The sequence below is a fragment of the Oceanobacillus sojae genome (genome assembly GCF_007991515.1).
Taxonomy (GTDB): Bacteria; Bacillota; Bacilli; order Bacillales; family Amphibacillaceae; genus Oceanobacillus; species Oceanobacillus sojae.
Window position 1 is genome coordinate 193,458 of sequence record NZ_BJYM01000005.1, and the last position, 23,402, is coordinate 216,859.

32 protein-coding genes are annotated in these 23,402 nt (G+C 35.8%); 11 read left to right on the forward strand and 21 right to left on the reverse strand.

Annotation, left to right across the window (positions count from 1 at the left end):
- Positions 1–130: 130 nt before the first annotated feature.
- The 6 genes from OSO01_RS07715 to OSO01_RS07735 form a co-directional block, all read right to left on the reverse strand.
- Positions 131–1,066 carry a YitT family protein gene (locus tag OSO01_RS07715; RefSeq protein ID WP_147209852.1) on the reverse strand — a complete coding sequence of 312 codons (936 nt, stop codon included), beginning with the start codon at positions 1,064–1,066 and terminating at the stop codon, positions 131–133.
- Positions 1,067–1,467: 401 nt separating this feature from the next.
- The gene (locus OSO01_RS07720) at positions 1,468–2,886 is read right to left on the reverse strand and encodes a glycoside hydrolase family 1 protein (RefSeq protein ID WP_147209853.1); all 1,419 of its coding nucleotides are present in this window, start codon (positions 2,884–2,886) and stop codon (positions 1,468–1,470) included.
- 23 nt (positions 2,887–2,909) lie between these two features.
- Entirely contained in the window at positions 2,910–3,260 is a 351-nt protein-coding gene (locus tag OSO01_RS07725) for a PTS lactose/cellobiose transporter subunit IIA (protein ID WP_246145088.1), read from the reverse strand.
- Positions 3,261–3,282: 22 nt separating this feature from the next.
- Positions 3,283–4,335 (reverse strand): PTS sugar transporter subunit IIC, encoded by a 1,053-nt coding sequence (locus OSO01_RS07730; protein ID WP_307725840.1) that lies wholly within the window; start codon positions 4,333–4,335, stop codon positions 3,283–3,285.
- Between the two features lie 3 nt (positions 4,336–4,338).
- Positions 4,339–4,524: a hypothetical protein gene (locus OSO01_RS23995; RefSeq protein ID WP_307725838.1), complete on the reverse strand. Its 186-nt coding sequence runs from the start codon at positions 4,522–4,524 to the stop codon at positions 4,339–4,341.
- Between the two features lie 21 nt (positions 4,525–4,545).
- The gene (locus OSO01_RS07735) at positions 4,546–4,860 is read right to left on the reverse strand and encodes a PTS sugar transporter subunit IIB (protein WP_077603893.1); all 315 of its coding nucleotides are present in this window, start codon (positions 4,858–4,860) and stop codon (positions 4,546–4,548) included.
- A gap of 178 nt (positions 4,861–5,038) precedes the next feature.
- On the opposite strand from OSO01_RS07735, the gene OSO01_RS07740 reads away from it, so the two are divergent.
- Complete coding sequence (locus tag OSO01_RS07740; RefSeq protein ID WP_186813585.1) at positions 5,039–6,943, forward strand: BglG family transcription antiterminator; 1,905 nt, start codon at positions 5,039–5,041, stop codon at positions 6,941–6,943.
- Positions 6,944–7,003: 60 nt separating this feature from the next.
- Here OSO01_RS07740 and OSO01_RS07745 read toward each other — a convergent pair whose 3' ends face one another.
- The 6 genes from OSO01_RS07745 to OSO01_RS07770 form a co-directional block, all read right to left on the reverse strand.
- Entirely contained in the window at positions 7,004–8,002 is a 999-nt protein-coding gene (locus OSO01_RS07745) for an acrylyl-CoA reductase family protein (RefSeq protein WP_147209855.1), read from the reverse strand.
- Positions 8,003–8,083: 81 nt separating this feature from the next.
- Positions 8,084–8,863: a MerR family transcriptional regulator gene (locus tag OSO01_RS07750; RefSeq protein ID WP_147209856.1), complete on the reverse strand. Its 780-nt coding sequence runs from the start codon at positions 8,861–8,863 to the stop codon at positions 8,084–8,086.
- Positions 8,838–9,764 carry a DUF2268 domain-containing putative Zn-dependent protease gene (locus OSO01_RS07755; RefSeq protein WP_147209857.1) on the reverse strand — a complete coding sequence of 309 codons (927 nt, stop codon included), beginning with the start codon at positions 9,762–9,764 and terminating at the stop codon, positions 8,838–8,840. Before OSO01_RS07755 ends, OSO01_RS07750 begins: the two co-directional genes overlap by 26 nt.
- Before the next feature lie 68 nt (positions 9,765–9,832).
- Positions 9,833–10,108 carry an ASCH domain-containing protein gene (locus OSO01_RS07760; protein ID WP_147209858.1) on the reverse strand — a complete coding sequence of 92 codons (276 nt, stop codon included), beginning with the start codon at positions 10,106–10,108 and terminating at the stop codon, positions 9,833–9,835.
- 70 nt (positions 10,109–10,178) lie between these two features.
- Positions 10,179–10,610 carry a DnaA N-terminal domain-containing protein gene (locus OSO01_RS07765; RefSeq protein WP_147209859.1) on the reverse strand — a complete coding sequence of 144 codons (432 nt, stop codon included), beginning with the start codon at positions 10,608–10,610 and terminating at the stop codon, positions 10,179–10,181.
- A 91-nt stretch (positions 10,611–10,701) separates the two neighbouring features.
- Entirely contained in the window at positions 10,702–11,157 is a 456-nt protein-coding gene (locus OSO01_RS07770) for an 8-oxo-dGTP diphosphatase (RefSeq protein ID WP_147209860.1), read from the reverse strand.
- 144 nt (positions 11,158–11,301) lie between these two features.
- On the opposite strand from OSO01_RS07770, the gene OSO01_RS07775 reads away from it, so the two are divergent.
- From OSO01_RS07775 to OSO01_RS07785, 3 genes are all read left to right on the forward strand, one after another.
- A complete protein-coding gene (locus tag OSO01_RS07775; protein ID WP_147209861.1) occupies positions 11,302–11,937 on the forward strand; it encodes a pentapeptide repeat-containing protein in 636 nt (211 codons plus the stop codon).
- A 183-nt stretch (positions 11,938–12,120) separates the two neighbouring features.
- Positions 12,121–12,876 (forward strand): hypothetical protein, encoded by a 756-nt coding sequence (locus tag OSO01_RS07780; protein ID WP_147209862.1) that lies wholly within the window; start codon positions 12,121–12,123, stop codon positions 12,874–12,876.
- A 72-nt stretch (positions 12,877–12,948) separates the two neighbouring features.
- On the forward strand, positions 12,949–13,881 hold the full coding sequence (locus tag OSO01_RS07785; protein ID WP_147209863.1) for an aldo/keto reductase: 933 nt from the start codon (positions 12,949–12,951) through the stop codon (positions 13,879–13,881).
- A 95-nt stretch (positions 13,882–13,976) separates the two neighbouring features.
- Here OSO01_RS07785 and OSO01_RS07790 read toward each other — a convergent pair whose 3' ends face one another.
- From OSO01_RS07790 to OSO01_RS07820, 7 genes are all read right to left on the reverse strand, one after another.
- On the reverse strand, positions 13,977–15,158 hold the full coding sequence (locus OSO01_RS07790) for an aminotransferase (protein WP_147209864.1): 1,182 nt from the start codon (positions 15,156–15,158) through the stop codon (positions 13,977–13,979).
- Positions 15,155–15,649 carry an Lrp/AsnC family transcriptional regulator gene (locus OSO01_RS07795; protein ID WP_147209865.1) on the reverse strand — a complete coding sequence of 165 codons (495 nt, stop codon included), beginning with the start codon at positions 15,647–15,649 and terminating at the stop codon, positions 15,155–15,157. Before OSO01_RS07795 ends, OSO01_RS07790 begins: the two co-directional genes overlap by 4 nt.
- A gap of 216 nt (positions 15,650–15,865) precedes the next feature.
- Positions 15,866–16,480 (reverse strand): LysE family translocator, encoded by a 615-nt coding sequence (locus OSO01_RS07800; protein WP_147209948.1) that lies wholly within the window; start codon positions 16,478–16,480, stop codon positions 15,866–15,868.
- Positions 16,481–16,498: 18 nt separating this feature from the next.
- On the reverse strand, positions 16,499–16,642 hold the full coding sequence (locus OSO01_RS07805) for a DUF2000 domain-containing protein (protein WP_147209866.1): 144 nt from the start codon (positions 16,640–16,642) through the stop codon (positions 16,499–16,501).
- An 8-nt stretch (positions 16,643–16,650) separates the two neighbouring features.
- The gene (locus OSO01_RS07810) at positions 16,651–17,478 is read right to left on the reverse strand and encodes an AraC family ligand binding domain-containing protein (protein WP_147209867.1); all 828 of its coding nucleotides are present in this window, start codon (positions 17,476–17,478) and stop codon (positions 16,651–16,653) included.
- Between the two features lie 131 nt (positions 17,479–17,609).
- Entirely contained in the window at positions 17,610–18,032 is a 423-nt protein-coding gene (locus OSO01_RS07815) for a disulfide oxidoreductase (protein WP_371863286.1), read from the reverse strand.
- Position 18,033: 1 nt separating this feature from the next.
- Positions 18,034–18,702, reverse strand: a complete 669-nt coding sequence (locus OSO01_RS07820; protein ID WP_147209868.1) for a DsbA family protein — start codon at positions 18,700–18,702, stop codon at positions 18,034–18,036.
- A gap of 419 nt (positions 18,703–19,121) precedes the next feature.
- Here OSO01_RS07820 and OSO01_RS07825 point away from each other — a divergent pair, with 419 nt between their 5' ends.
- Genes OSO01_RS07825 through OSO01_RS23555 form a run of 5 tightly spaced genes read left to right on the forward strand, consistent with a single transcriptional unit; the run spans position 19,122 to position 20,669 of the window.
- Positions 19,122–19,325 (forward strand): helix-turn-helix transcriptional regulator, encoded by a 204-nt coding sequence (locus OSO01_RS07825; RefSeq protein ID WP_147209869.1) that lies wholly within the window; start codon positions 19,122–19,124, stop codon positions 19,323–19,325.
- 7 nt (positions 19,326–19,332) lie between these two features.
- A complete protein-coding gene (locus OSO01_RS07830) occupies positions 19,333–19,800 on the forward strand; it encodes a DUF2178 domain-containing protein (protein ID WP_147209870.1) in 468 nt (155 codons plus the stop codon).
- Positions 19,801–19,838: 38 nt separating this feature from the next.
- Positions 19,839–19,982 carry a hypothetical protein gene (locus OSO01_RS23545; protein WP_198048708.1) on the forward strand — a complete coding sequence of 48 codons (144 nt, stop codon included), beginning with the start codon at positions 19,839–19,841 and terminating at the stop codon, positions 19,980–19,982.
- A 26-nt stretch (positions 19,983–20,008) separates the two neighbouring features.
- Positions 20,009–20,203 (forward strand): class I SAM-dependent methyltransferase, encoded by a 195-nt coding sequence (locus tag OSO01_RS24070; RefSeq protein ID WP_198048709.1) that lies wholly within the window; start codon positions 20,009–20,011, stop codon positions 20,201–20,203.
- Positions 20,204–20,210: 7 nt separating this feature from the next.
- Entirely contained in the window at positions 20,211–20,669 is a 459-nt protein-coding gene (locus OSO01_RS23555) for a hypothetical protein (RefSeq protein ID WP_222595717.1), read from the forward strand.
- Between the two features lie 104 nt (positions 20,670–20,773).
- Here the strand turns inward: OSO01_RS23555 and OSO01_RS07840 are convergent, their stop codons facing one another.
- Entirely contained in the window at positions 20,774–21,406 is a 633-nt protein-coding gene (locus OSO01_RS07840; RefSeq protein WP_147209871.1) for a LysE family translocator, read from the reverse strand.
- A 371-nt stretch (positions 21,407–21,777) separates the two neighbouring features.
- Here OSO01_RS07840 and OSO01_RS07845 point away from each other — a divergent pair, with 371 nt between their 5' ends.
- The gene (locus OSO01_RS07845; protein ID WP_147209872.1) at positions 21,778–22,212 is read left to right on the forward strand and encodes a DUF2512 family protein; all 435 of its coding nucleotides are present in this window, start codon (positions 21,778–21,780) and stop codon (positions 22,210–22,212) included.
- 114 nt (positions 22,213–22,326) lie between these two features.
- On the forward strand, positions 22,327–22,893 hold the full coding sequence (locus OSO01_RS07850; protein WP_147209873.1) for a spore coat protein: 567 nt from the start codon (positions 22,327–22,329) through the stop codon (positions 22,891–22,893).
- A gap of 307 nt (positions 22,894–23,200) precedes the next feature.
- Here the strand turns inward: OSO01_RS07850 and OSO01_RS07855 are convergent, their stop codons facing one another.
- A complete protein-coding gene (locus OSO01_RS07855) occupies positions 23,201–23,389 on the reverse strand; it encodes a hypothetical protein (RefSeq protein ID WP_147209874.1) in 189 nt (62 codons plus the stop codon).
- Positions 23,390–23,402 lie beyond the last annotated feature (13 nt).

Genomic DNA, 23,402 nt, shown 5'->3' on the forward strand with positions numbered 1-23,402 from the left:
TTTAATATTATACGATTCTATAATGGAATTATACCCGAAAACAGGGCGAAATACAAACGCAATATAGACGAGCACTAGCGATACAGTGCAATTCATATAGCGAAAAAACTTTCTAACTTGTAAATAGAATTTATTTTTTATTCTCAATTACTGCATCGGCAGTCGGTGTAAAACTCTCTTCATCTGCCTGCTTCTTATAATAACGACGCTCCAATTTCTTGCTTCTAAATGTTTTCTGTCCCGGGTGATGTGCCTCTGCAAAGCTGCCGCCTGTAACATCCTTCACAGTGTGTACAACTGTAAATGCGTTTTCGTCAATACTGCTGACCAGCTTTTTCAGATAGAATAGCCGCTGTTTCGGAATAGCGACATAAATCAGGTTTTCCTCGACACCATCTGCATTTTTTTCTGCTTTTAATACAGTCGTATGTGTTCCCAGGCTCGTTTGCAGTGCATGCTCCACTTCTTTCGTTTTATTAGAAAATATATGCACCACTCTTTTAGCTTCAAAACCTTCTAACACATAGTCCGTTACCCTTTTTCCAATAAATAGCGCGAGCACCGTATACATCGTGTATAGCGGACCAATAACAAAAATCCCGGCAACGACAACAGAGGCATCCAAAACAAAATTGGTCCCTGTCAATTCCCAGCCAAATTTATAGTTCAACATACGGGCAATGGTCGATGTTCCACCTGTGGTACTTCCTGAACGGAAAATAAGTCCAAAGCCTGCACCAGTAAATACACCTGCAAAGATTGCTGCCAGAAGAGGGTCTGGTATTCCTGAAGTTATGTCTTCGAGGATATAAATAAAGAATGAAAATAGTGGTATAGTTACAAGTGATTTGATAATCATATCTTTCGGCAAATAACGAAAGCCGATTAAAAGAATTACTGCATTCAGAATAAGAGTAGTTAATGCAGGTGATATATCTGTTTCGTGGTAGATAAGCAGCGCCAGCCCAGGAACGCCTCCCTCTGCTAAGGAATTCGGCATCGCGAAAATGGCTACAGAAGCAGCAAAGAAAAAGGTGCCGGTAATTAGAAATAGATAGTTTTTCATACAAAACCCCTTTCTTAGTATGTTTTTTAAATGCATTATTCCTTCCATAAACAGCATTATTCGTCCCTAAAAAATCTTTTCCATGTCAGACATGAAAAAGATTTTTATGAAATCATATAAATTTAAACCAAGGTTCTTATTACGCAACAAAAACCGCTTGCCGTTATCTGGAAAGTTTAGAACACACTCTTCTTACAAAGGCTACTTTACCCGAATTAAGAGCTAAATTCAATAGTTAGATAAAATTGCTCCGTTATCTGATAATATTTTAGAACAAACAGCCGATTATTGTATAAAAAAGCTTCAGGCTTTATTTCTTCCCGGACTTTAGCAAACCATACATTTTATCAAATAAAAAGAATGCCCAGATATGTATTATACAATCTCAGCATTCTTTTTATTTAAAGCTGACAGCCATTGGAAGCAATCACTTTTTGATACCAGAAAAAGCTATCCTTTTTAATCCGCTCCAAGGTTTTAATATCCTTATCGTCACGGTCTATATATACGAACCCATATCTTTTTCTAAAACCGCTGGAGGTGCTTAACAAATCTATAAAGGACCATGGCATATATCCCCAAACTTCTACACCATCCTTGATTGCCAGTTGAAGCTGCCGGATATGGTCACGCAGAAAATCAATTCTTTCCTGATCATGGATTTGTTTATCTGCTGTTAGTTCATCCAATGTTCCAAGACCATTCTCTGTAATCATCAATGGAATCTGATAACGGTCATAAAGCTCATTTAATATATATCGAAACCCTATCGGATCAATTTCCCAATCCCATTTTGTTTTAGGTGTGAATGGATTAGTCATTCCTTCAAATAGCCCTGGAATATTATCATATTGTGTATCATCATCTTTTCCATCATAATTCAATTTTAATTCTTTTTTGTCCGTATCTTCTGGAATATATTTTACAACACGAGACTGATAATAATTAATTCCTATAAAGTCGGGTTTCGCAGATTGTATACGTGCCATATCTTCCGGCTCAACGGTTGGCTCTATTCCATTTTCCACAAGGTAATTCCATACAAAAGGTCTATATTCTCCTTTCATATATAAATCCATAAACAGATAAGTCCGCATTTCATCCGCATATCTTGCTGCCAAAATATCTTCCGGCTTGGGGCTGGCAGGATAATTAGGGATAATTCCTAAAGCTGGTCCAATTTTTGCATTTGGCAGCAGCGTACGACATAAATGAATTGCTTTAGCATGAGCCAATGTCATAATATGATTCATTTCATATTTCTGCTTCTCCAATGGAATATCAGGATTAAATTCCATCAGATATGGCAGCTGAAACATATTGCTTTGCTCATTAATGGTAAGCCAATAGTTTACATCATCAAAATATGTGAAAAGCACCTGACAATATGCTTCAAAATCATCGATGACTTTTCTGGATGACCAGCCCCCGTATTCTTCTTGTAAACACTGAGGCAGATCAAAATGATAAATGGTAACGATCGGTTCTATTTCATATTCTTTTAGTTTATTAATCAATTTACGGTAAAAATCTACGCCTTCTTGATTTATTTTCCCTCGACCATCCGGCAATATTCGCGGCCAGGAAATAGAAAATCGGTATGCTTTCAATCCAAGCTCCCTCATCAGTGCAATATCTTTCTCCCAATATTGATAATGACCTGAAGCAATACTTGGATCAGCGTAATTTTTATTCATATTTTTTTCAACAACCGATAATGTTTTTCCATGCTTTAAATGAGCCCCCTCAATTTGGTAAGCAGCAGTTGCTGCCCCCCATAGAAAATCACTCGGAAATAAATGAGGTGCCTGAACAGACATCGGTATCACTTCCAATCAGCGTATTATTCACTTTCTAATTTCTTGATTCTTTGATCAAAGACCTTAGAAATCTTTAATAGATTTCTGGCTATATTCCATTCACTCATTACTGTCATCAGATGGTCCTGAGCATGTGTAAATAAAGTAGAATAAGGAACAGCTTCTCCTCTAGCCTCTTCTTGAATCGTTTCTGTTTGAGCTGAATGTGCTGCTGACATATGCTTTTTTGCTTTTGCTAATTTCGCTTCTGCCTCTTCGAATTTAAACGTTTCTACATCCTTCAAAGCAGCTTGAATATCAGCCCTTGCATCGCCGGCTCCTAATATAATTTTCATGGATACTTCTTGTAAACTTTCTGCATTATGTTGGCTCAAATCAAGCCCTCCTTAAATTAAATTAAACTTCCTCTGGCTGTTTTTCTTCATTTACTTTTTGATTGTCATATACTTTGACAAAAGGATACCAGATTATTAATGATACAACGAGATTAACCAGCAGAAGTAACAGTCCGCTAATATCTGTATTAACAAGATAGGTGGAAATTCCAATCGGCACGTACCATAATTGCATTACCTCAGCAGGAAGGGTAATTACCCCCATTGAAAGAACGATATATGTGATTGCCGGAATGATAATACCATTCAGCCACATTGGAATCATAAGAATCGGATTAAAAGCTACAGGAGCACCAAATACAACCGGTTCATTAATATTAAAGATAGAAGGAACTATTGTTACCCTGCTGATTGCTTTCAAATGATTCGATTTGGCAATTAGCAGCATAATAATGACTAATGGCAATGTTGTTCCCATTCCACCAATCCATATCCATGCCATCATTGTTTCGAATGTATGAATAAAGGAAGGATCTGCTCCCTGACTTAATAGATTTGCGTTTTGTTCAATTCCGGCCATCCATATTGGAAAAATAATAGGGTATAAAGCCCATGGACTAATGCCGAAAGAATATAGAAACACACTGATAAATGTGATAATAACAAAGCCTGCAAAGCTTTGACCGATATAGTTGAGCGGCTCGAACAGACTGAGGATGGCAGCATAAAGGTCAAAACTTCCGACAATTGTAAAAAGCCATGCAGCCAACAGTAATAACGTAATTGGTACAATCGTATCGAACCAGACAATAATAAAATCTGGCAATGAGCTTGATTCTTTAAAAAAGGACATTTTACTGAATAGATAAAACACAACACCAACAAGCAACCCGACAATAATTGCGACAAACATTCCATTTGCCCCAAATCTTTCAAAAGAAAAGATAATTTGTCCCTCATCATTAAATGTAGGAGAGAGCAAAAATAAAAACATTGCCGCACCCGTTAAACCTGCAACTAATTTCCGATCACTTTTCTTCAATTTTTCCATAATAAAATATGGTGTCAGAAAAGAAATGAACAGACTCATTAAACCAAATGAAAAATCACTGATAGGCTACAGATTAGGCATATTAGGTATGAAATCATTTAAAATCATAATCAGTGTGATTAATGATCCAACGAGAATCAGCGGTAATACACCCATAATGGATTCTTGTATGGCAGATACCCAGGCATTTCTTGTGATCTTATTCATCTTAGGTGCAAATGACCGGTTCATATACTCAATCAATTTGTTCATGGTAATCCCCCTTATCCAGAATTATTCTAACCCAAGTTCTTTAACGATAATGTCAAGACCCTTATCTCCATTCAATGTTCCATAAGTCATTTGATCAATAACTTGATAAGGAATATTTGTATTTGAAAGCTGATCTGCTATATCGTCCTTTATATAGCTTAAATGTGGTGCAATTAATACCATGCTGATTCGATCCATATAATCAACCAGTTCTGATTCACCTCTTGCTATCACCTCTACCTCTAACCCTTTTTTCTTAGCAGACTTACGAATATTTTGAGCCAGGAAACCACTGGAAGCTCCACCACTGCAAATTAATAAAACTGTTTTTTTCATTTTGTTTTCCCCCTTGTTTTTGATGTACTTATATTATGCCAAGGATAAGGAATACTAACGAATATTCCTTTTGCCTACCGGCTGGCAATAGATTTATTTTCTTATCATGTAACGCCGGATTATAATGAAGTTAATTCTAAAAAGATTGTTTGAACAGAACGAAGGGAGGGGAATTCTAATGAAGGAAAAAAACATTGAAGCACTCATTCATTTATTAGAGGAACACGGCAACTGGATGAAATCAAAACAAATACTAACTTATTTAAATATTTCGCCCCGGACCTTGAGGAACTATATCCAGTATATTAATGAACAGTATAGTCACTTATTTATCATAGAATCTTCAAGTGCAGGTTATCGTCTGAAAAAAATAGAAAATAATGAAACTATACAACCAGAGAATAAACCCTTTGAAAATAGAATGTACTTCATTTTACAAAGACTCGTTTTAGCCAAGAACGGTGTGGATATATTTGATTTAAGTGATGAGTTATTTGTAAGCGTTCCAACCATTGAAAAGGATTTAATAGAATGCCGGAAATTTATTAAAAGCTACGATTTGGCTATTGAAAGAGCAAAAGATTATTTGTTTTTAAGAGGTAAAGAAATAGATAAGCGGAAAATAATGCGTGTGATTTATACTAAAGAATATAATACAACCTTTTACAACATTATTGACTTAGAGAAGTCATTTGGTTATGAGTTGGGTGACTTCAAAAAAAAGCTGCTGCAAATTATTCAAAGTCACGATTATGATATTAATGAATATACCCTTGGCAATATTATCTATCATATTGTTGTTTCCATTGAACGAATGCAGGATAATCAATATGTGCATTATCATGTCTATCCTTTTAAAGAAAAATTCATTTCAATAAAGATTGTTCATGAAATACAACACTTAATTGAATCTTATTTTCAAGTCCAAATGGATGAAAATGAATTATATTATCTGCAGGCACTGATAAGCAGTAAAACAACGAATACTCTTGAAGAGACTGGAAATGATGCTCAATCCCGATATCTGGATTTAGTCAATCGAATTATCCAAAAGGTTAACGAGAGCTATTTAATCAGCTTGGATGATGAAGAGTTCAAAACCAAATTTGCTTTGCATGTTCAAAATATGGTGATTAGAGCTTCGAATAATTTTTCTTTTGAAAATCCGCTTACACAGTCTATTAAAAGCTCTTCACCATTGATTTATGATTTATCTGTCTATATTGCTAATCTTCTCTCTGAAGAATTGAACATTCAATTGCCTGAAGATGAAATAACCTATATTGCTTTGCATGTTGGGAGTTGTTTGGAATTAAAACAAAAAAATGATGAGTCTATAAATGTCATTCTTATTTGTCCTGCCTATAACAATTTACACTTGGTAATAAAAGAGAAGCTGGAGCATTATTTTGCGAATCAACTGGTTATTTCAAAAATAATAACCAGGATTGATAAGGAGATAACTGAGATGCATGGAGATTTAATTATTTCTACTGTAAATCTTCCATTTGACCTTCATATAAAAGAGGTGCTTATTAATACCTTTATGGATGCGGATGATATTTTAAAAATACAAACACAGGTAAACAAGATAAAGCATGATAAAAAACAGCAGCAAATCAAGCGAAACCTTATCTCATTATTTGATAAAAGACTTTTTATCCTGAGTGATAAAGCTTTTAAAGATGAATTTGAAGTCATTCGTTTTATTACGGAAAAAATGGCTTCCTTGCAGCTGGTTGAACGACATTTTGCTCAGGATGTTATAAAAAGAGAAAATCTATCGTCTACCGCTTTTAATAATATTGTTGCCGTCCCCCATTCTATAAATATGGACGCATTGCAAACAGCCATTGCTGTATTGATAACGAAACAGCCTATCTCTTGGGGAGACGCTTCAAATATAAAAATTGTCTCTTTAATTGCTATGAACTATAATGAACGAAACCTTTACCGTGATATTTACGATGAATATATTAAAATTCTGTCTAACCCCGAAAACGTGAACAAATTGGCCAATTCAAGGTCTTATGAAGGTTTTATTGATCAGTTGATCGATTTTATTGACAAGCAGACAGACTAATTAAAAAAATGAAGGAGAACGCTTTTTTCTCCGTTCTCCTTCAAAATACATGATATATAATTAACCTTCTAAATTCACAAGCACTCTTCCTAAATGATTGCTTTCAAATACTGCTGGCAATAACTCCGGTAATTCTTCCAGCGCTGCTTCCTTATAAACTAAGTCCTCAAGATTATCTAATTTTAAATCTCCAGCTAAACGCTGCCATATCTGCTCCCGTTCTTCCATCGGGCAATATACGGAATCAATTCCAAGCAGAGAAACTCCGCGTAAAATAAACGGGAAAACAGATGAAGGAAGCTCTACTCCTGCTGCCATTCCACTGACAGCGACACTGCCCCGGTATTTCATTTGTGCTAATAAGGAAGCTAACGGCTCTCCGCCAACCGCATCAATTGCAGCAGCCCATTTTTGTTTGTCGAGCTTTTTCAGCTTTCCGTTATAAACCTCTTTTCTGTCAATAACCTCTGCTGCACCCAACTGCTGCAAATAATCCTTTTCAGAGTCTTTTCCAGTGCTGGCCGCTACGTGATACCCTTTCTTTTTCAAGAGAGAAATAGCAACGCTTCCTACACCGCCTGTAGCTCCAGTGACAAGAACAGTACCATTTTCCGGTTTCAATCCATTCTCCTCTAATCTTTGCACAGATAAAGCAGCTGTAAAACCGGCTGTTCCTAAGATCATGCTTTCTTTTAAGCTTAAGCCTTCCGGGAGAGGTACGATCCATTTAGCCGGAACACGTGCATACTCACTGTAGCCTCCAAAATGGGAAACACCTAATTCATAGCTGGTAACAATAACAGGATCTCCTGCCTTATAGCGGTCATCTTTGGAATCAGCCACTTCTCCTGCCAAATCAATGCCTGGAATAAAAGGATAGTCCTTTACAATATTGCCATTAGGATGAGCAGCAAGCCCATCTTTATAGTTAATTCCGCTATATTTTACTTTGACCAGAACCTCCCCCTCAGGTAAATCGGAAGGTTCGATTTCTTTTACATTCAAATTTAAGTTTTCATTTTCTTTTTCTACAACGAGTGCTTTAAATGTGTTTGTCATGATATAACCTCCATCTAACTATACTATATATTCTAATTGATTATTCCCTGAATTTAGGTGCTTCAACCCTATATTGATTTGCTATTTATATTGGGAAAGCTCTTCCTCTTCACAATAGTGTAAAATAGCTTGGTGAATAAATTCATTCAGTGTTTCGTTTCCGAATTGATTGATATATGCTTTAAAGCTTTTATCTTCCTTATACGTATAAGCAATACATTGAAGGATTTCTGTATCACCTATCATAAACTGTTCGAGATAACTTTTCCATTCAAGAACGATTTGCTGTACTTTTTTAGAAGCAGGTGATTCCTTTGAAAACTTGGCAAATTTTAAGAATACATCCTGCATATTCTGATCAAAAGCTTCAAAAACAGCAGCTCTTTCTTCTTCGGGAATTTGTTTGATATTTTTTTCGTATTCTTGATACTTTGCAGTGTCCCCATACACATATTTTGCTTCTAATTGATACTGCTCTTTTAATGGTAATACATTACCTTTATGAAAAACATCTAAAAAAGAAATATCTTTTCCTGACATAAAATCATTTAAATTGATTAATGTCCGTTCAAGGTTTTGCTTTTTTATTTGCATCGCTTTATAATGCCCGGCTAAAATCTTCCTTTGCTCTTGTTTTGGCAACTGTATAATCACCGCTATTTCTTTCAATGGCAGATCTAATTCCTTTAACAGCAAAATCGTCCGTAATTTTTTTAGATTCTCATGATTATACAGCCGGTAGCCTTTATCTGAATAACTATCCGGATTTAATAAATTGATTTCATCATAATAATGAAGTGTTCTTTTCGTAACACCAGTTATAGTAATCATATCTTTAACGGTATAGTACGGTTTCTTCATCCCAATATTCTTTCACCTCGCTTAATATCTCATCAGCCGGAAGTGTTGTTGCTTCTACAATGGATTTCCCCGTTTTTTGCAGATAATACTTCACTAAATAATATCCGCATACATAGCCCGCGCTGTGCGGTACTCCTACTGTTGGTAAACCTTGTAATTTAGTAATTTCATCTCCGTAAAGATAAGGCATAATTTGCTGTAATCCTGTTATTCCTAAATGTTCTCTTAAAATAGGTTTAATAACATGATTCAGTGTGTTGGCATCTGTTTTACTGACCCATGGCCCAATTAAATCTTCTCCATATAGATAAGTGGCAAAATTTTCTGCTAGCCCTTCACTGACAATTAATTCCCCAAGGTTAATTTTATCATTCCATTTAATAAATTGGTAACGGACATTATGATTACATTCATGTGCTAATGCGGGTTTTAATCGTTTTAATGTGTACTCATTTGGAAGCAAACTAAGAAAAATATAACCAGGAATTCCGCCTTCTCCACTGTATCCTTCACTCAGCCGCAGGATTTCGCTGTCAGGATCCCCTAACAAAACCGTAAATAAATAATTAGACACAGGCAAATTAATACCATGCTTAGTAAATTGGTTTAAGCTATATTCCATTGCCTGCTTTAACTCACCCCATAATTTATCAGAGGAAATCAGTTTAAGCTCTGGTTCTATTTGCGGTGTTATCATCTCTGGTGCCAGGTGGGCCATATTATTTATCGTCATCACATCAAACCCATTTTCCTCCTTCGCCCGGAATGGAATCTGCTGTATTTCCCACTTTTTCATGTAAGGAGCTAGCATCTTTTGACGGTACAATTCTGTTTTTTCTTTTGGCGGGCAAGCGATAATCTCCCTATAAATTTTATCTGATCGTAATATATTGATATTCATTTATCTCACACCTTTTCACATTTTGTTTATAACTTAAAGCATTACGTAACGTGAAGGTCAAGTAAAAATTAAAAAAAGAACCCCAGTGGTATCTGAGATTCTCCTTTATATTCTTCAATGGATAAAGGACCGATAACAGAAGTAAGGTTAGCTATGCCTATAACTTTTTTAGTACCACTGGCAATTATTCCAATCGTACCTCTTATTTTCGTATTACTGCCCCTGATTTCTAATTCTTTTTTGCCTCTTAATATTGCCTTGGCCCAGATTTCTTTAATAATTAGACCTTTGGTGACCACGCTGATTTCATCTAAAAATAAATCTGGCCGGTAAAAGCTGCTCATCTAATGATTCACCTCTTTTTAAATTACCGTAACAACGAATTTAAATAATTCAAATATCTACAATTAAAAATCATTTCACTTTTTCCTCCAGCTTACTTATCCTTTCTTCCAGCTGCTCCGCTCTTTCATCCAGGCGTTTCACATTGATTAGCTGCTGAATTTTCTGCTCCAGCCGGTCTATCTTTCTCTCTAATCTGCTAATGCTGTCTGTATCATTTGGTGATGATTCAAAATAAGCGTTCGGGAAAATAGATGCAAGCTTTTCATTTTCTTCTGTTACTTCAAAATGAATACTGTAATCCTCTCCTGTTACTTCTTTTACAGACTCTGCAATCAATGTACTATATTTTTCCTTCAGCCAATCTATTGTAAATTCACTGGACGAATAGACAGTTAAAGCATCCTCTACAAATTCAGCTGTAGTTTTCTTAAACCATGTGTCAAAACTGGGTTTAGATATTTGGTAGCTTATTTTCTCTAATACTTTTTGCCATATACCCATTGAATTTTCCTCCTGTATGTTTTATTCAAAGTTATCAGCTGGTTTTCATTCACTGCCGCATGCTATTCTTCATATAAAAACATCAAAATAATTATAATAATACTACATTTGCTTCTTCACCATTCTGTTCATAATAAAATTCCGAAATTTTTTCATCAACAAACACTCTATACATTTCTAGAAAATCATTAGCCAGCGTATAATCTGGCAGTTCATCCTTTTCAATCCAGAATACCTTTCCTTCATCGGAGCTTGTTAACTCTCCGGAAAAGGAAGCTGTTTTATAAAATAAAACAACGTATCTTTCATCTTGATCAGTCTGAAATTGCTTCGTCCCGCACAGGACAGGATTTTTAATATGTAAGCCCGTCTCTTCCTTTACTTCCCGTACAACTGCGTCATGAAAGGATTCTCTTTTTTCAATATGTCCTCCTGGAAAAGTAATACCCGGCCAGTTTGGATTTTGTCTGTCTTGAACTAAAATTTGCCCCTTCTCATTTTCAATCATACACATATTCGTAAAAATTGCTGCCTCAGATCTTCCCATTTGAATCCCCTTCCCTTTTTATCTATCATTTTCATTATTATCTAGTATACCATTGTGCAAAGATCGATAAAGCTATATTATGTTATGATTGAAACAAATCCTGTATCAAAATTATAATAGCATTTACAGAAAGAAGGCATAAAAATGAAGATAGATATTCCTAAAATTTCACCTATATTAACAGAAAAAAGATTTACCGATATTTTTTATGATGAGGATCCCATGCTGGAAATGTGTGAAATTACTGGAGCTGATTTCACCAATGAAGTTGTGGAACGTGTACGGATTTACGATGCAGTCTTAAAAAATTGTCAATTCAATCAGACGGATTTTGGCAATATAGAGCTGACGGATGTCCGTTTCGAAAATTGTGACCTCTCAAATGTAAACCTGACAAAATCCTCTATCCACCGCGTAGAGTTTATTCATTGCAAGCTGGTCGGCTGTGAATTCCCGGAGTCCTCCATCGGCAATGTCAGATTTGACGATTCCACCTTAAATCTGGCCACTTTCGGAAACGCCAAGCTGGAAAAGGTCATATTTAATGAAGCTGTATTAACGAATGTTGACTTTTATAATTGCAAATTCAAAAAAATAGAGTTTAACCGCTGTGATCTAAATGATGCTAACTTTGAAGAGACCTCTCTGAAGGGAATAGATATAAGCTCCTCCAGCTTTGAAGCATTGACTGTTTCCCTGGAAAGTTTAAAAGGCTGCAAGGTGTCTTCCTATCAGGCGATTCAGTTTGCTTCTTTGATTGGATTGATTGTTAAGGAATAAGAAAAGTCTTTCCTGAGAAAATCGGGAAAAGGCTTTTTTTCCCTGTTTTTACTGTGAAAATGATTGCACTGTGATAAAATGGGAAACACATTGTGAAGTTATGAACTTGCATTCGGAATAATAATGCAAACAGAATTATTATTTCCGTACCCAAAGCTACTTCCATCCAGAGGTGAAATCATCATGAAAAAAATGTTAAAATTCTTATTATTTTCTATTGGAGCACTCTTATTTTTAACTTCTTTACCCTTAAGCACAAAAATGATCATGGAGCTTATACATAATCAAAAAATGAATGCAGCGTATGAGATTACAAATGTGAGTACAGGGGGGCCGCCTACTGAATCTACATTTCATTTTAATGATCACATAATAGAAACAGAGGAAACTGTAAAAATAGAGAATAGCCATAGAGACCCTTGGAGCAGAAAAATGAGCATCGCAGATTTATCATTAAAAATCAACGGTGAGGGACTGGATAAATTGAAAGATTATCCTGTCAGAATGGAGGAAGCAGGATTAAACCGGTACTATGGAGAAATTGCCTATTTAACCCTGGAGGATAAAAGTAATGATAAAACGCAATTCATTATACTTTTAAAGAAAACAAAAGAAGTTGAAAAAGAAACGTCAGACGGAGATATAACTGACAGAGTTCCAGATGAAAAATTAAAATACACCGCGCATATATTAGATGAAAACGGCAATATAAATATGACTTCTTTCAGCTTCACTGATCGGGACGCTTTACAAACAGAGCTGCTTTCTGCCGGCTCTTTGGCTCCTTATCCGATTGGATATTATACCGATGCGCGGGAGAGTATTCCTACAATAATTTTCCCTATCCTATTTCCATTCGTAACATTAGCTGTGGGATTTATATTATTGGTTCTCTTCTTTCTTATTAGACAAGGAGAGAAACTGAATAGGACAGCTTGATTAAAATGTTTATTTACCTTATTTTGTGGTATATTTTTAGTGTAGTAATTTTATCGGAAAAGGGGTTTTAAAATGGTGAAGCACGTAAAATTAGGTAAATCTGATATTTCGGTAAATCCAATCGGTTTAGGCACGAATGCTGTAGGCGGTCATAATCTGTATCCAAATATGCTGGATGAAGAACAAGGAAAAGACGTTGTCCGTACAGCACTGGATAATGGTATTAATATGCTGGATACAGCATTTATTTATGGACCGGAGCGCTCTGAAGAGTTGGTAGGAGAAGTTATGCAAGAATATAAACGTGAAGATATTGTACTGGCAACGAAAGCAGCGCATAAATTTGTCGGTAACGATACAGTAATGGATAACTCACCAGCATTTTTAAAACAAGCCGTTGATGACGCTTTGAAACGTACACGTACAGATTATATTGACTTATTTTATATCCATTTTCCGGATGAGAATACACCAAAAGCAGAAGCAGTCGGCGCTTTAAAAGAATTAAAAGATCAAGGAAAAATTCGCTCTATCGGTGTTTCTAACTTCTCACCCGATCAATTGAAGGAAGCAAATCAAGATGGCTATGTAGATGTGTTTCAAGGAGAATATAATTTATTAAAACGTGATGCTGAGAAAAACTATTTCCCTTATACAGCGGAGAATCAAATTACTTTTATCCCGTACTTCCCGCTGGAGTCAGGATTATTAGCAGGTAAATATGATAAAGATTCTAGTTTCTCAGACTTAAGAGAGAAAAATCCAAATTTCCAGGGACAGCAGTTTTTAGATAACCTTGAAAAAATAGAGCAAATAAGAAAAATTGCTGATAATTATGGTGAGGAGGTCGCTCATATTGTTCTGGCCTGGTATTTCTCTCAACCATCTGTTGATGTAATTATCCCTGGCGCAAAACGTCCGGAACAGGTACGAAGCAACCAAAGAGCAGCTGAAATTTCTTTATCTGAAGATGATATTCAAAAAATCAGCAATATCTTTGCATAATCAATGAAATACAAAATCCGCTTATTGTTTTAATAAAAAAGCAATAAGCGGATTTTTTAGTGATAAAGTGATTATTTTTTGCAAATTACTTATGTTTACAGATGTTTGCTGACAAAACGTTTCATGCGCTTTGTAGCTTCCTGCAGATTATCCATCGAAGTCGCATAGGAACAGCGAATATGCCCTTCTCCTCCTGCGCCAAAAATATCTCCTGGCACGACAGCGACATGCTCTTCATATAATAATTTTTCCGCAAATTCCTCAGATGTTAATCCAGTGGCTTTAATAGAAGGAAAGGCATAAAACGCACCTCCAGGCATATGACATGCTAAGCCCATCTCTGCAAAAGACTCTACAAAAAATCCGCGTCTTTGCTTATAAGACTGCTTCATTCTCTCCACATCGTCCATTCCGCTCTTCAATGCTTCCAGTGCCCCGTACTGTGCCATTGTCGGTGCACACATTAAACTGTACTGATGCAGCTTTAGCATCGCAGCCAATAAATCAGGCGGAGCCATTACAAAACCTAACCGCCATCCCGTCATCGCAAATGCTTTGGAGAATCCTGATATTAATATTGTCCTCTCCTTCATACCTTCAAGTACTGCAAAACTAACGTGCTGGTTATCATAGCTCAATTCAGCGTAAATCTCATCAGAAAACACGATTAAATCATGCTCTTCAGCCAATGTCGCTATTTCCTGCAAATCCTCTCTCAGCATAACAGCGCCAGTCGGGTTATTCGGAAAACTGATCATTAATGCCTTTGTATTTGCCGTAATCGCAGCCCTAATCTGCTCTGCTGATACCTTAAAGTCATCCTCTATTCTTGTTCCTACAGAGACTGGAACTCCGCCTGCCATTGATACCAGTGGAGAATAGGATACAAATCCAGGCTCTACAATTATGACTTCATCACCCGGGTCTAAAATAGCACGGCAGCCAATATCAATTGCTTCACTTGCTCCAACTGTTACCAGTACTTCTGTTTCTGCGTCATAATCCACATCAAAACGATCATACATATATTTTGTAATTTCCTGTCTCAATTCGAGTACACCGGCATTTGCTGAATAAGCAGTAAATCCTCTTTCCATAGAAGAAATACTGGCCTCACGGATATTCCACGGTGTAATAAAATCCGGCTCCCCGACACCTAAAGAAATAATGTTATCCATGGAGGAAGCCAAATCGAAAAATCTCCGGATACCGGATGGCTGAATATCCTGTACACGTGACGATAAGCGGCTTTTGGTTTTTACATTTAATTGACTCATGGTGTCACCACTATTCTGCGATCTTCTTCGCCCTCTTCAAAAACGATTCCATCATGCTTATATTTTTTCAACTGAAAATGTGTTGTTGTTGAAATCACAGAATCTATCGATGAAAGTTTTTCAGAAACAAAACGGGCAATCTCCTGCATCGTTTTTCCTTCTATTACCACTTGAAGATCATAAGCTCCTGACATTAGATACAAAGCCTGCACCTCAGAAAAACGGTAGATTCGCTCTGCTACCTCATCAAATCCGACCCCGCGTTTTGGTGTTACCTTTACATCAATCATCGCTGTTACCTGCTCAGCCTGCGGTACCTTGCTCCAGTCCACGACAGTCGAATAGTTTAAGATAACTTTCTTTTCTTCCAATTTTTTTAATATCGCTTTAATTTCTTCTTCATTTATACTTGTCATTTTCGCTAATGTATTTAAATCAATTCGTGCATCTTCTTCTATAATTCTCAATATTTCTAATTCTTTATCTGTCATTACCTTTGACTCCTTTACCATTTCTGCCCAGTATCTAATCCCGTATTTGGATTATATCTCATCATAACATATTCGATGCGATAAATTAATTTCTGTCCACAAATATTTTAAATTTTTTGTTTTAAATGTATCAAATATTTCTATTTTTAGAAGATACCATGGAAAATATAATGAAATCTGGAAGGCTATCAAAGTTTATTTTGTAGAAAAATCTTTTTAAAAGATTGTTTTCACACCAAACCCTATCAACAGAATCCCTGTACATTTTTGAAGCATCTTTTGAAATAAAGGCTTCTTGAGCCATCTTTTCATTGCATCCAGAAAATAAACAAGTATGAAAAACCAGCCTGCAGCTATCAGCGTAAGGATAAATCCCAAAATAATAAGCTGCTGATTAATACGCCCGCTTAAATCAATAAATTGCGGCATAAAAGTAACGTATACTAAAACAGTTTTCGGGTTTAAAATATTACTGACTGCCCCCTGCACAAAGGAAGCTTTATTATTTTTATTTGTGCGATTCCCATTTGGTATAGCATCCATAGAAAAAGTATCCTTTGAAAAGAAGGCTCTGATTCCTAAATAAAGCAGGTATGCAGCTCCCATATATTTAATCATATTAAAAAGAATAACAGACTGAGCAATAACAATGGACAAGCCCAATACAGCAATCATCGTCCAGAAAGTCAGACCGGCTGCTATCCCAAGAATTGTGCAATAGCCGGCCCTTGTACCATAACTAAATGTATTTTTCATCACCAATATCGTATCTGTTCCAGGCAGCATGGACATCATCAGTGCCATCAGGATATATGCAGGTAAATTATCTATCATGCTTCCTCCTCTCAGCTACTTTAATAGAATGAGACTGCCTGTTAATTGATTTACCTTTTTCTTTTTCCAACGAGATTCCAGGACAGGAATAACTGCTGTATTAACAATTAATCCTAAAGGCAAATCATCATCAATTAGCCGTACACATTTTATTTTCATAGAGCTTGTTACCCCTCTCCCTTACTTTCAAAAATCTTCATATACTGCTTCGGTGTTAATCCAATCATGCTCTTAAAAAATTTGGTTAAATGGCTCTGATCACTGAATCCTGTTAAAAAAGCTGCTTCAGCCGGTTTTACTCCTTGTTCCAGAAGTTTTTTTGCATGATTCACCCGAATTGTTTCCAAATAGCTGTATGGTGAAATCCCCTTCTGCTTGGTAAAGGACCGGAGCAGATGATACTTACTCCATCCAATCAGATCACTTAACTCTTTCAAGGAAATTTTTTTGGTATAATGCTCCTCCAGGAAGCTGCTGATTGTTTGAACTTTGTGAGAAGATTCCAGGGCTGCTTTCGGGATAGCCAAGTCTGAGTTTATCTCAATAAGCTCCTCCATTAAATAAAGAAACAGTTCTTCTTTTTTGAAAGCTTCCTCTTCCTCCAATATTTTCAGATGAAGGTCTTTTAAAGTAGATGCCACTTCACTCTTATACAAAACATTTTCTTTAAAACGTGGAAGAATCTCCTCACCTTTTATCTCAAACATTGCTTTTTTTATTACATCAGCTTTTACATTAATACAGCGGTAATCCAGTGTTCCACCGTCTACCTGCTCACAGCTGTGCGTATCATAAGGATTGAAAATAAGTACATCGCCGGGGTGAATAACATATTCTTCTCCCTGACAGATCAACTCACGCTCTCCCTCCTCGATAAAACCAAACACATAATAATCATGAAAATGCGCGGGAAACTTTTGCGTAATTCCTTTAAACCGATATGCTTCCAAATCTAAATCAGGGTCTAAATAAATTGTTCGGGTTTCATTTAACATGCTTAAACCTCCCTTCCCATACTTCTTTATCCTGTTCCTAAAATATCAAGTATTATTTATTTTTTCTTGTATAATATTGCTCTTTTCTCAGACAAAGCGAAAGCCGCCGATAAAATATCGGCGGCTTTTTCTTATTTTTTATTTGATTTCATCAATAACATAAAGATAATGATCAGCGTAAAAGCAGTGAAAGCTAAAAACGGAATCGTAATAAAGCCTAACCAATTAATATATTCTGTATTACACGGTACACCGCCCACACATGGTTTTAATGGTGCAAATCCCGGTACTTTTTGTTCAAGATAATGATATAGTGAAATACACCAGCCGATCATTGCAATTGGAAGTACATATTTCTTAATTGTAAATTCCTGTTTAAACGTTGCTACTCCAAGAATGAAAGCCAACGGATACATGGCAATTCGTTGATACCAGCATAATTCACATGGTATAAAACCTTTTATTTCACTAAAATAAAGACTCCCCAAAGTTGCAACCAGAGAAACGACCCAGGCAAAATACATATAAAGCTGTCTCATATCCAGTTTATTCATTTTATTCACCTAACGCTTCATCGATAGCTTGTTTGATAACCTCGTAATCAAATGTATCATCATCGTTTATCATGACATTATTAACCATAATCGTTGGAGTGGATTCGACTTCAAAAGCATTTCTCAGATCATCATCTTTTATAAGCTCATCCATAAATGTGTTATTTTCAACTTCTTCCATTAATGTCTCTGTATCAATTCCTTCTACACCTTCTGCAATTTCCTCTATCTTATCTGTTGTCACCCATACTGCCTGCTGATTTTCTGGTTGATCAGCAAAAAGCGCATGATGGAAGTCCCAATATGATTCAGGATTTTGCTCATAGACTGTTTCTGCGGCTAATGAAGCTAATCGCGATTCTTCTCCATGGAATAAGACGTTGACAAATGCGATGTTAACTTTCCCTTCATCTATATAGTCCTGTTCTAATTGCGGAAAAATACCTTCATCCCATGCTTTACAGCCAGGGCATTTATAATCTCCAAATTCCACGACAGTTACAGGAGCTTCCGGGTCACCATATACAGGTTGTCCTTCTGTTGATGGGGCTTCATCAAACTCCCTTCCAAAGGATTCTGAGTCCCGATTCACCAGCACAACTAGTAAAACAACCAGTGCGACAACAATTAAAGTAATAGCCACAATTATTTTTAATGGCGATTTTTTCATATAAACACCTCTCCTTATCTCTATGTAAAATATAACATAAAAATACATTTTTGCTCAGTTGAAGTTTACGAAAAGTAACTCCATAATAAAAAATCAAATACAGTTCTAATATACATTATTTTTTCATTTAAAACATATATTTGATTGTCGCTTTTATGACAATATCAAAACATATGGGTTTTGTCTATTATATGGTATTTACTAATAAAATACTGATATTAAAAGAATCGCCTATTACTGCTTTCTTTGATAAACAATCACCTTCTTTTCATTTTATCAATCTGAATGCAAGGATATAAATCAAGTAAAGTCAGTTACCTAGTTTTATATAGAAAAATGTGAAGTTGACTACACATTTTTATTTTGATACTATTAAATGAGTAGTTAACTTCACATTTAATGAAGAAATGAGAGATATCATGAATGTTATCAATCGTGTGCAGATATTTAGAAAGAAGAAAAAAATGACGCAGGAAGTATTAGCAAATAAGGTTGGTGTATCCAGAAAAACAATTGTATCCCTGGAAAAGGGAAATTATACACCATCGTTGTTATTGGCATTGCAAATTGCGGAAGTACTGGAAATAGATATTAATGCTATTTTTTATTTAGGGAAGGAGTGACCTTTTGATGAAGAAAATAATATTTGAACAGACTGGAAATATCATTATGATACTGCTTACTACCTTAGGAATGATCCAAACAGTTTTGACCGCTACCGTTACAGAAGAGCCCTTCTCCTTTTCTTTTGAATTCGGTATTTTTTGGTTTCTGCTTATCGGATGGCTTATCATTTTTGGTATTGCCCGATTTTTATATGGGAAGAAAAAGAATAACGAGGGCTATAGTACAAAAAAAGGAGAATTCAGCACACAGGATGAGCGGGAAGAGCTGATTTCGATAAAAGCAAGTCTGTTTACCTTTAAAATGCTGATTCCTTTATGGATTGTTCTCCTGCTTCTATGCTTTGGATTGAGTCTGCTCTTTACCGATATCAAAATTTTTCAAACCACAGTCATCGGCATTTTAGGAGGCAGTCTTATTATAAGCTTTCTTACTTATCTGATTACGTGGATAGCACTTGATTCAAAGGGTTGAGCTTGCCTTCTTATGAAAACGAAAAAGGAGAGAAAACAATGCACAACGATATTTTCCTAAAGTTAGAATTTCCTCCTCTCTATCAGCCGAGCGACAATAATTCTTGGAATGATGAACATATTTCAAAATATATGCTGGATGCACATTTAAATCCTGATTTTGAAGGAGCTAGCCGTAAGTAAGGTTTATTGATAAGTCTGTACGTTGGATGGAGTACATCATCCCTTCTAAAGATTATCCCAGATTGCTGGATATAGGCTGCTTGCCGGGACTATATGGGGAAAGATTATGCAGGGCAGGCTATCAAGTATCCGGTATTGACTTTTCCAGGCGTTCTATTAACTATGCTAGGCAGTCAGTTGATCAGCATGGATTAAATATTTCCTATTTGTATCAAAATTAATTTAGAAATGAATATGAAAAATTCTTTTGATTTTGCTGCATTTATTTATTGTGATTACAGAGCTTTGTCTGCTGGAAACCGGCAGCAAATCTTAAAAAATATTTATCAGGCTCTTGTTATGAGAGGGAAATTATTACTGGATGTTTTTTCTATGAAAAAGTATGAAGCCTTTGAAGAACGTAATACTTGGGACAACTATCCAGGCGGCGGATTTTGGAGCGCAAACGAACATTTAGCTATTGAAAGATTGAAAAAATATCCAGATCATGTCACTTTGGAACAAACACTTGTTATTGAAAAACAAGCTGTCACAAACTATAATATTTGGAACTGTTATTTTACTGTTGAACGTTTGAAAAAAGAAGTTAAAGATGCCGGATTTAAAATGATAGAAGTATTTGGTGACGTTACGGGAGCTTCATATACAGCAGATAGCCCTGCAATTGCAATTCTTTTAGAGAAGTAAGCCTGTTTTTTTCATATACCCGGATTCTCCAAAGAAGAGATCAAAGTACAGGAATAACCAGTGCTTTGATCTCTTTTCCTTTCAAGTATTTAAAATGTTCCGGCTTACATGATATCCATTATTACCACATAAAATTCATAAATAAAATATCCGGAAAAACCAATTAAAACAACGCCTGCAATAATAGAAAACCCCTTAATCATGGCTCGGTTCATTACTTTCCTTGTTGTAGCCACAATTACTAATAATCCGATATCATGAAATAAAATCCCAGTTAAAATACCCGCAGCAATAAGTAAAAAATTGGATGGTTCAGATGGGTTATATGTATTACTTAACACAGCTCCAAAAACGCTCAGCCAAAACATAATATTTCCTGGCGAAATGGCGACAAGAAACCCATTACGATAAGAGGAGCGTATGGATTTATCAGACTTTTCTCCAGCCAGTGTGATATCGTTATCCGCATTTTTTATTGATTCATAGCCAATCAGGAATAAGAATACTGCGCCGATCAGCCACATCGGGATTTGAATAAAAGGCAGCTGTAAAATAGATGCTAACCCCAAATAAAGTGCAGCAATTAAAACAAGGTCAATTGTCATCCCTCCAAGCCCTACAGCCCAGCCATGCATAAAGCCATTTTTCAATCCCTGTTTTGTCATTTCTACTGTAATAGCTCCTACAGGCATTGCAATGGCAAGTCCTGCCATCACATATGTAAAAAATAGCACCATTACTTGTAAGCTCCCTTCAAAAAATAAATATTTTCTGTCATTAAGAGTTCAGAAGGCCTCACTTCAAATTATGCAATAAATGAAAAATGAAATGGAGGAGTTTTTATCTTACTATAAACTGAAAAAAGCGTATACCTATTCAATTAATTTTTCACTGCTTAACACAACTATCCATGGAATCTCTTCCGCTATTTTCGTTTTTTTCGTAAATAACCGGTTTCTTCAATTATCTATCGATACATCGCTCATTTAAATGGATACGCCCCTCTACTGAAGCTCAGGTGATATTGTCAAATAAGCAGTAACGAATAAATTCCACTTTCAGAGTGCAAAATACAGCTGTAAGTAAAAAATATAAGGATGATGATTTAATGAGATACATTTTAGCATTTCTATTTAAATCAGTTATGACGACAGTAATATTAGGTATAACATTAGGTATGATTTTTAATATTTCTTTCAGTAACTTAGTTATTACCAGTTTGATACTAACTGCAGTTGGCTTTGCAGGAGATATGCTGATACTGCCCCGAATAGGGAACGTAGCTGCTGCAGTAGGCGATTTTGCACTTGCTTATATTATTATCTGGGGGATAGGCTCATTTTTATATGATAGCTTGCTTTCTGTTGATGCTGCTGCATTAATTGCCGCCTTCCTGATTACAATAGGCGAACTTTTTTATCATAGATATTTACGTAATTTTGTTTTTGATAATGTAGATAAACCACAAAACCATCTTCATCATGAAAATCTGCAGACAGAAGCTGGAGAAGAATTTCATGATAAAAAAGATAAGAACAAATAAAGAAGGATAGTATTGATTCATTTTTCACTTAAGATTTTTCTGCACATGCATAAAGTGTATAAATTAACTCTCTCTGCAAACCATAAGAAAAATACGATTAAAGGAGTAGTTACCATGAAATTAGCTTCACATGAATTACATGAGTTAAGCGAGCTGATTGCAGGATGCTATAATACAATATCCTGTATGGCCAGCTTTATAAATCAGGCTCAAGATCCTGAACTGAAGGGATTATTACAAAAGCATTTCCCATTACATGTTCAGGATTACAATTTAAAAGTGGAATTTGTTCAAAGTCAAACAACACCTGATATCACAAAATTTCAACCAGCTAAAATAAATCCAGTACTGGAATCTTATACACAAGCGCCGGTTTCTGAATTTCCACCTGCAACACCCCGAACAGAAGTACAGCAGCATACTGACCGTGAAATTGCTACAGCTTATCTAATAAATCAAAAAAGTTCTGCCAAAAACTACGGTAATGCTTCCGTAGAGTGTGCTAACCCTGATTTAAGAACATTTTTGGAAAATGCTTTTTTGAATAGTAATCATCACGCTTATGATATTTGGCAGTATATGACTAAAAAAGGGTATTACCCATTAATGGCTGCACCAGATCAAGCAATACAGACTGTAGCATCTATCTATCAGCCAGTAGAGCAGCCGTCTCAAATTTAAAACTAAGGAAAAGCAGGAGCAGAAAATAAATATTTTCTGCTCCTGCTCAGCTTTAAAAATAAGGAAGGTATTTTCTCGGCATGCTTTTTTCTACGGTTAAAATAATGAAGAAAAAATAAGATATATAGGTTTAGCATAAGCCTCTTTTCCTACCATTTTACCTTCCAAAATTCTGTATTGACTGCACGTTCGTACTCCTTGCTGTTATCACGAAAAGAGACCCTTTCCCTACACTTTTCAATTCTGGATTTTCATTGGAAACCGTATCTATCCTCTTCATATTCGTGTCCGTAACACTATTTTCAAACTATTCCTCTTCCTGGGCACTGACAGATTCTGAATCTGCTGTCGCATCATTTTCAGCTGCTTCCACGTAGCTTCGGATTTGATATCGTTCTGAATCCGATAGATCATCCAATTGTTTATAATTGGTCATAAATGTTAATGCGAGAACAAGCAGTAAAATTGGCGTAACGCCTGATAATACTTTCTTCACTTTACCTTCCTCC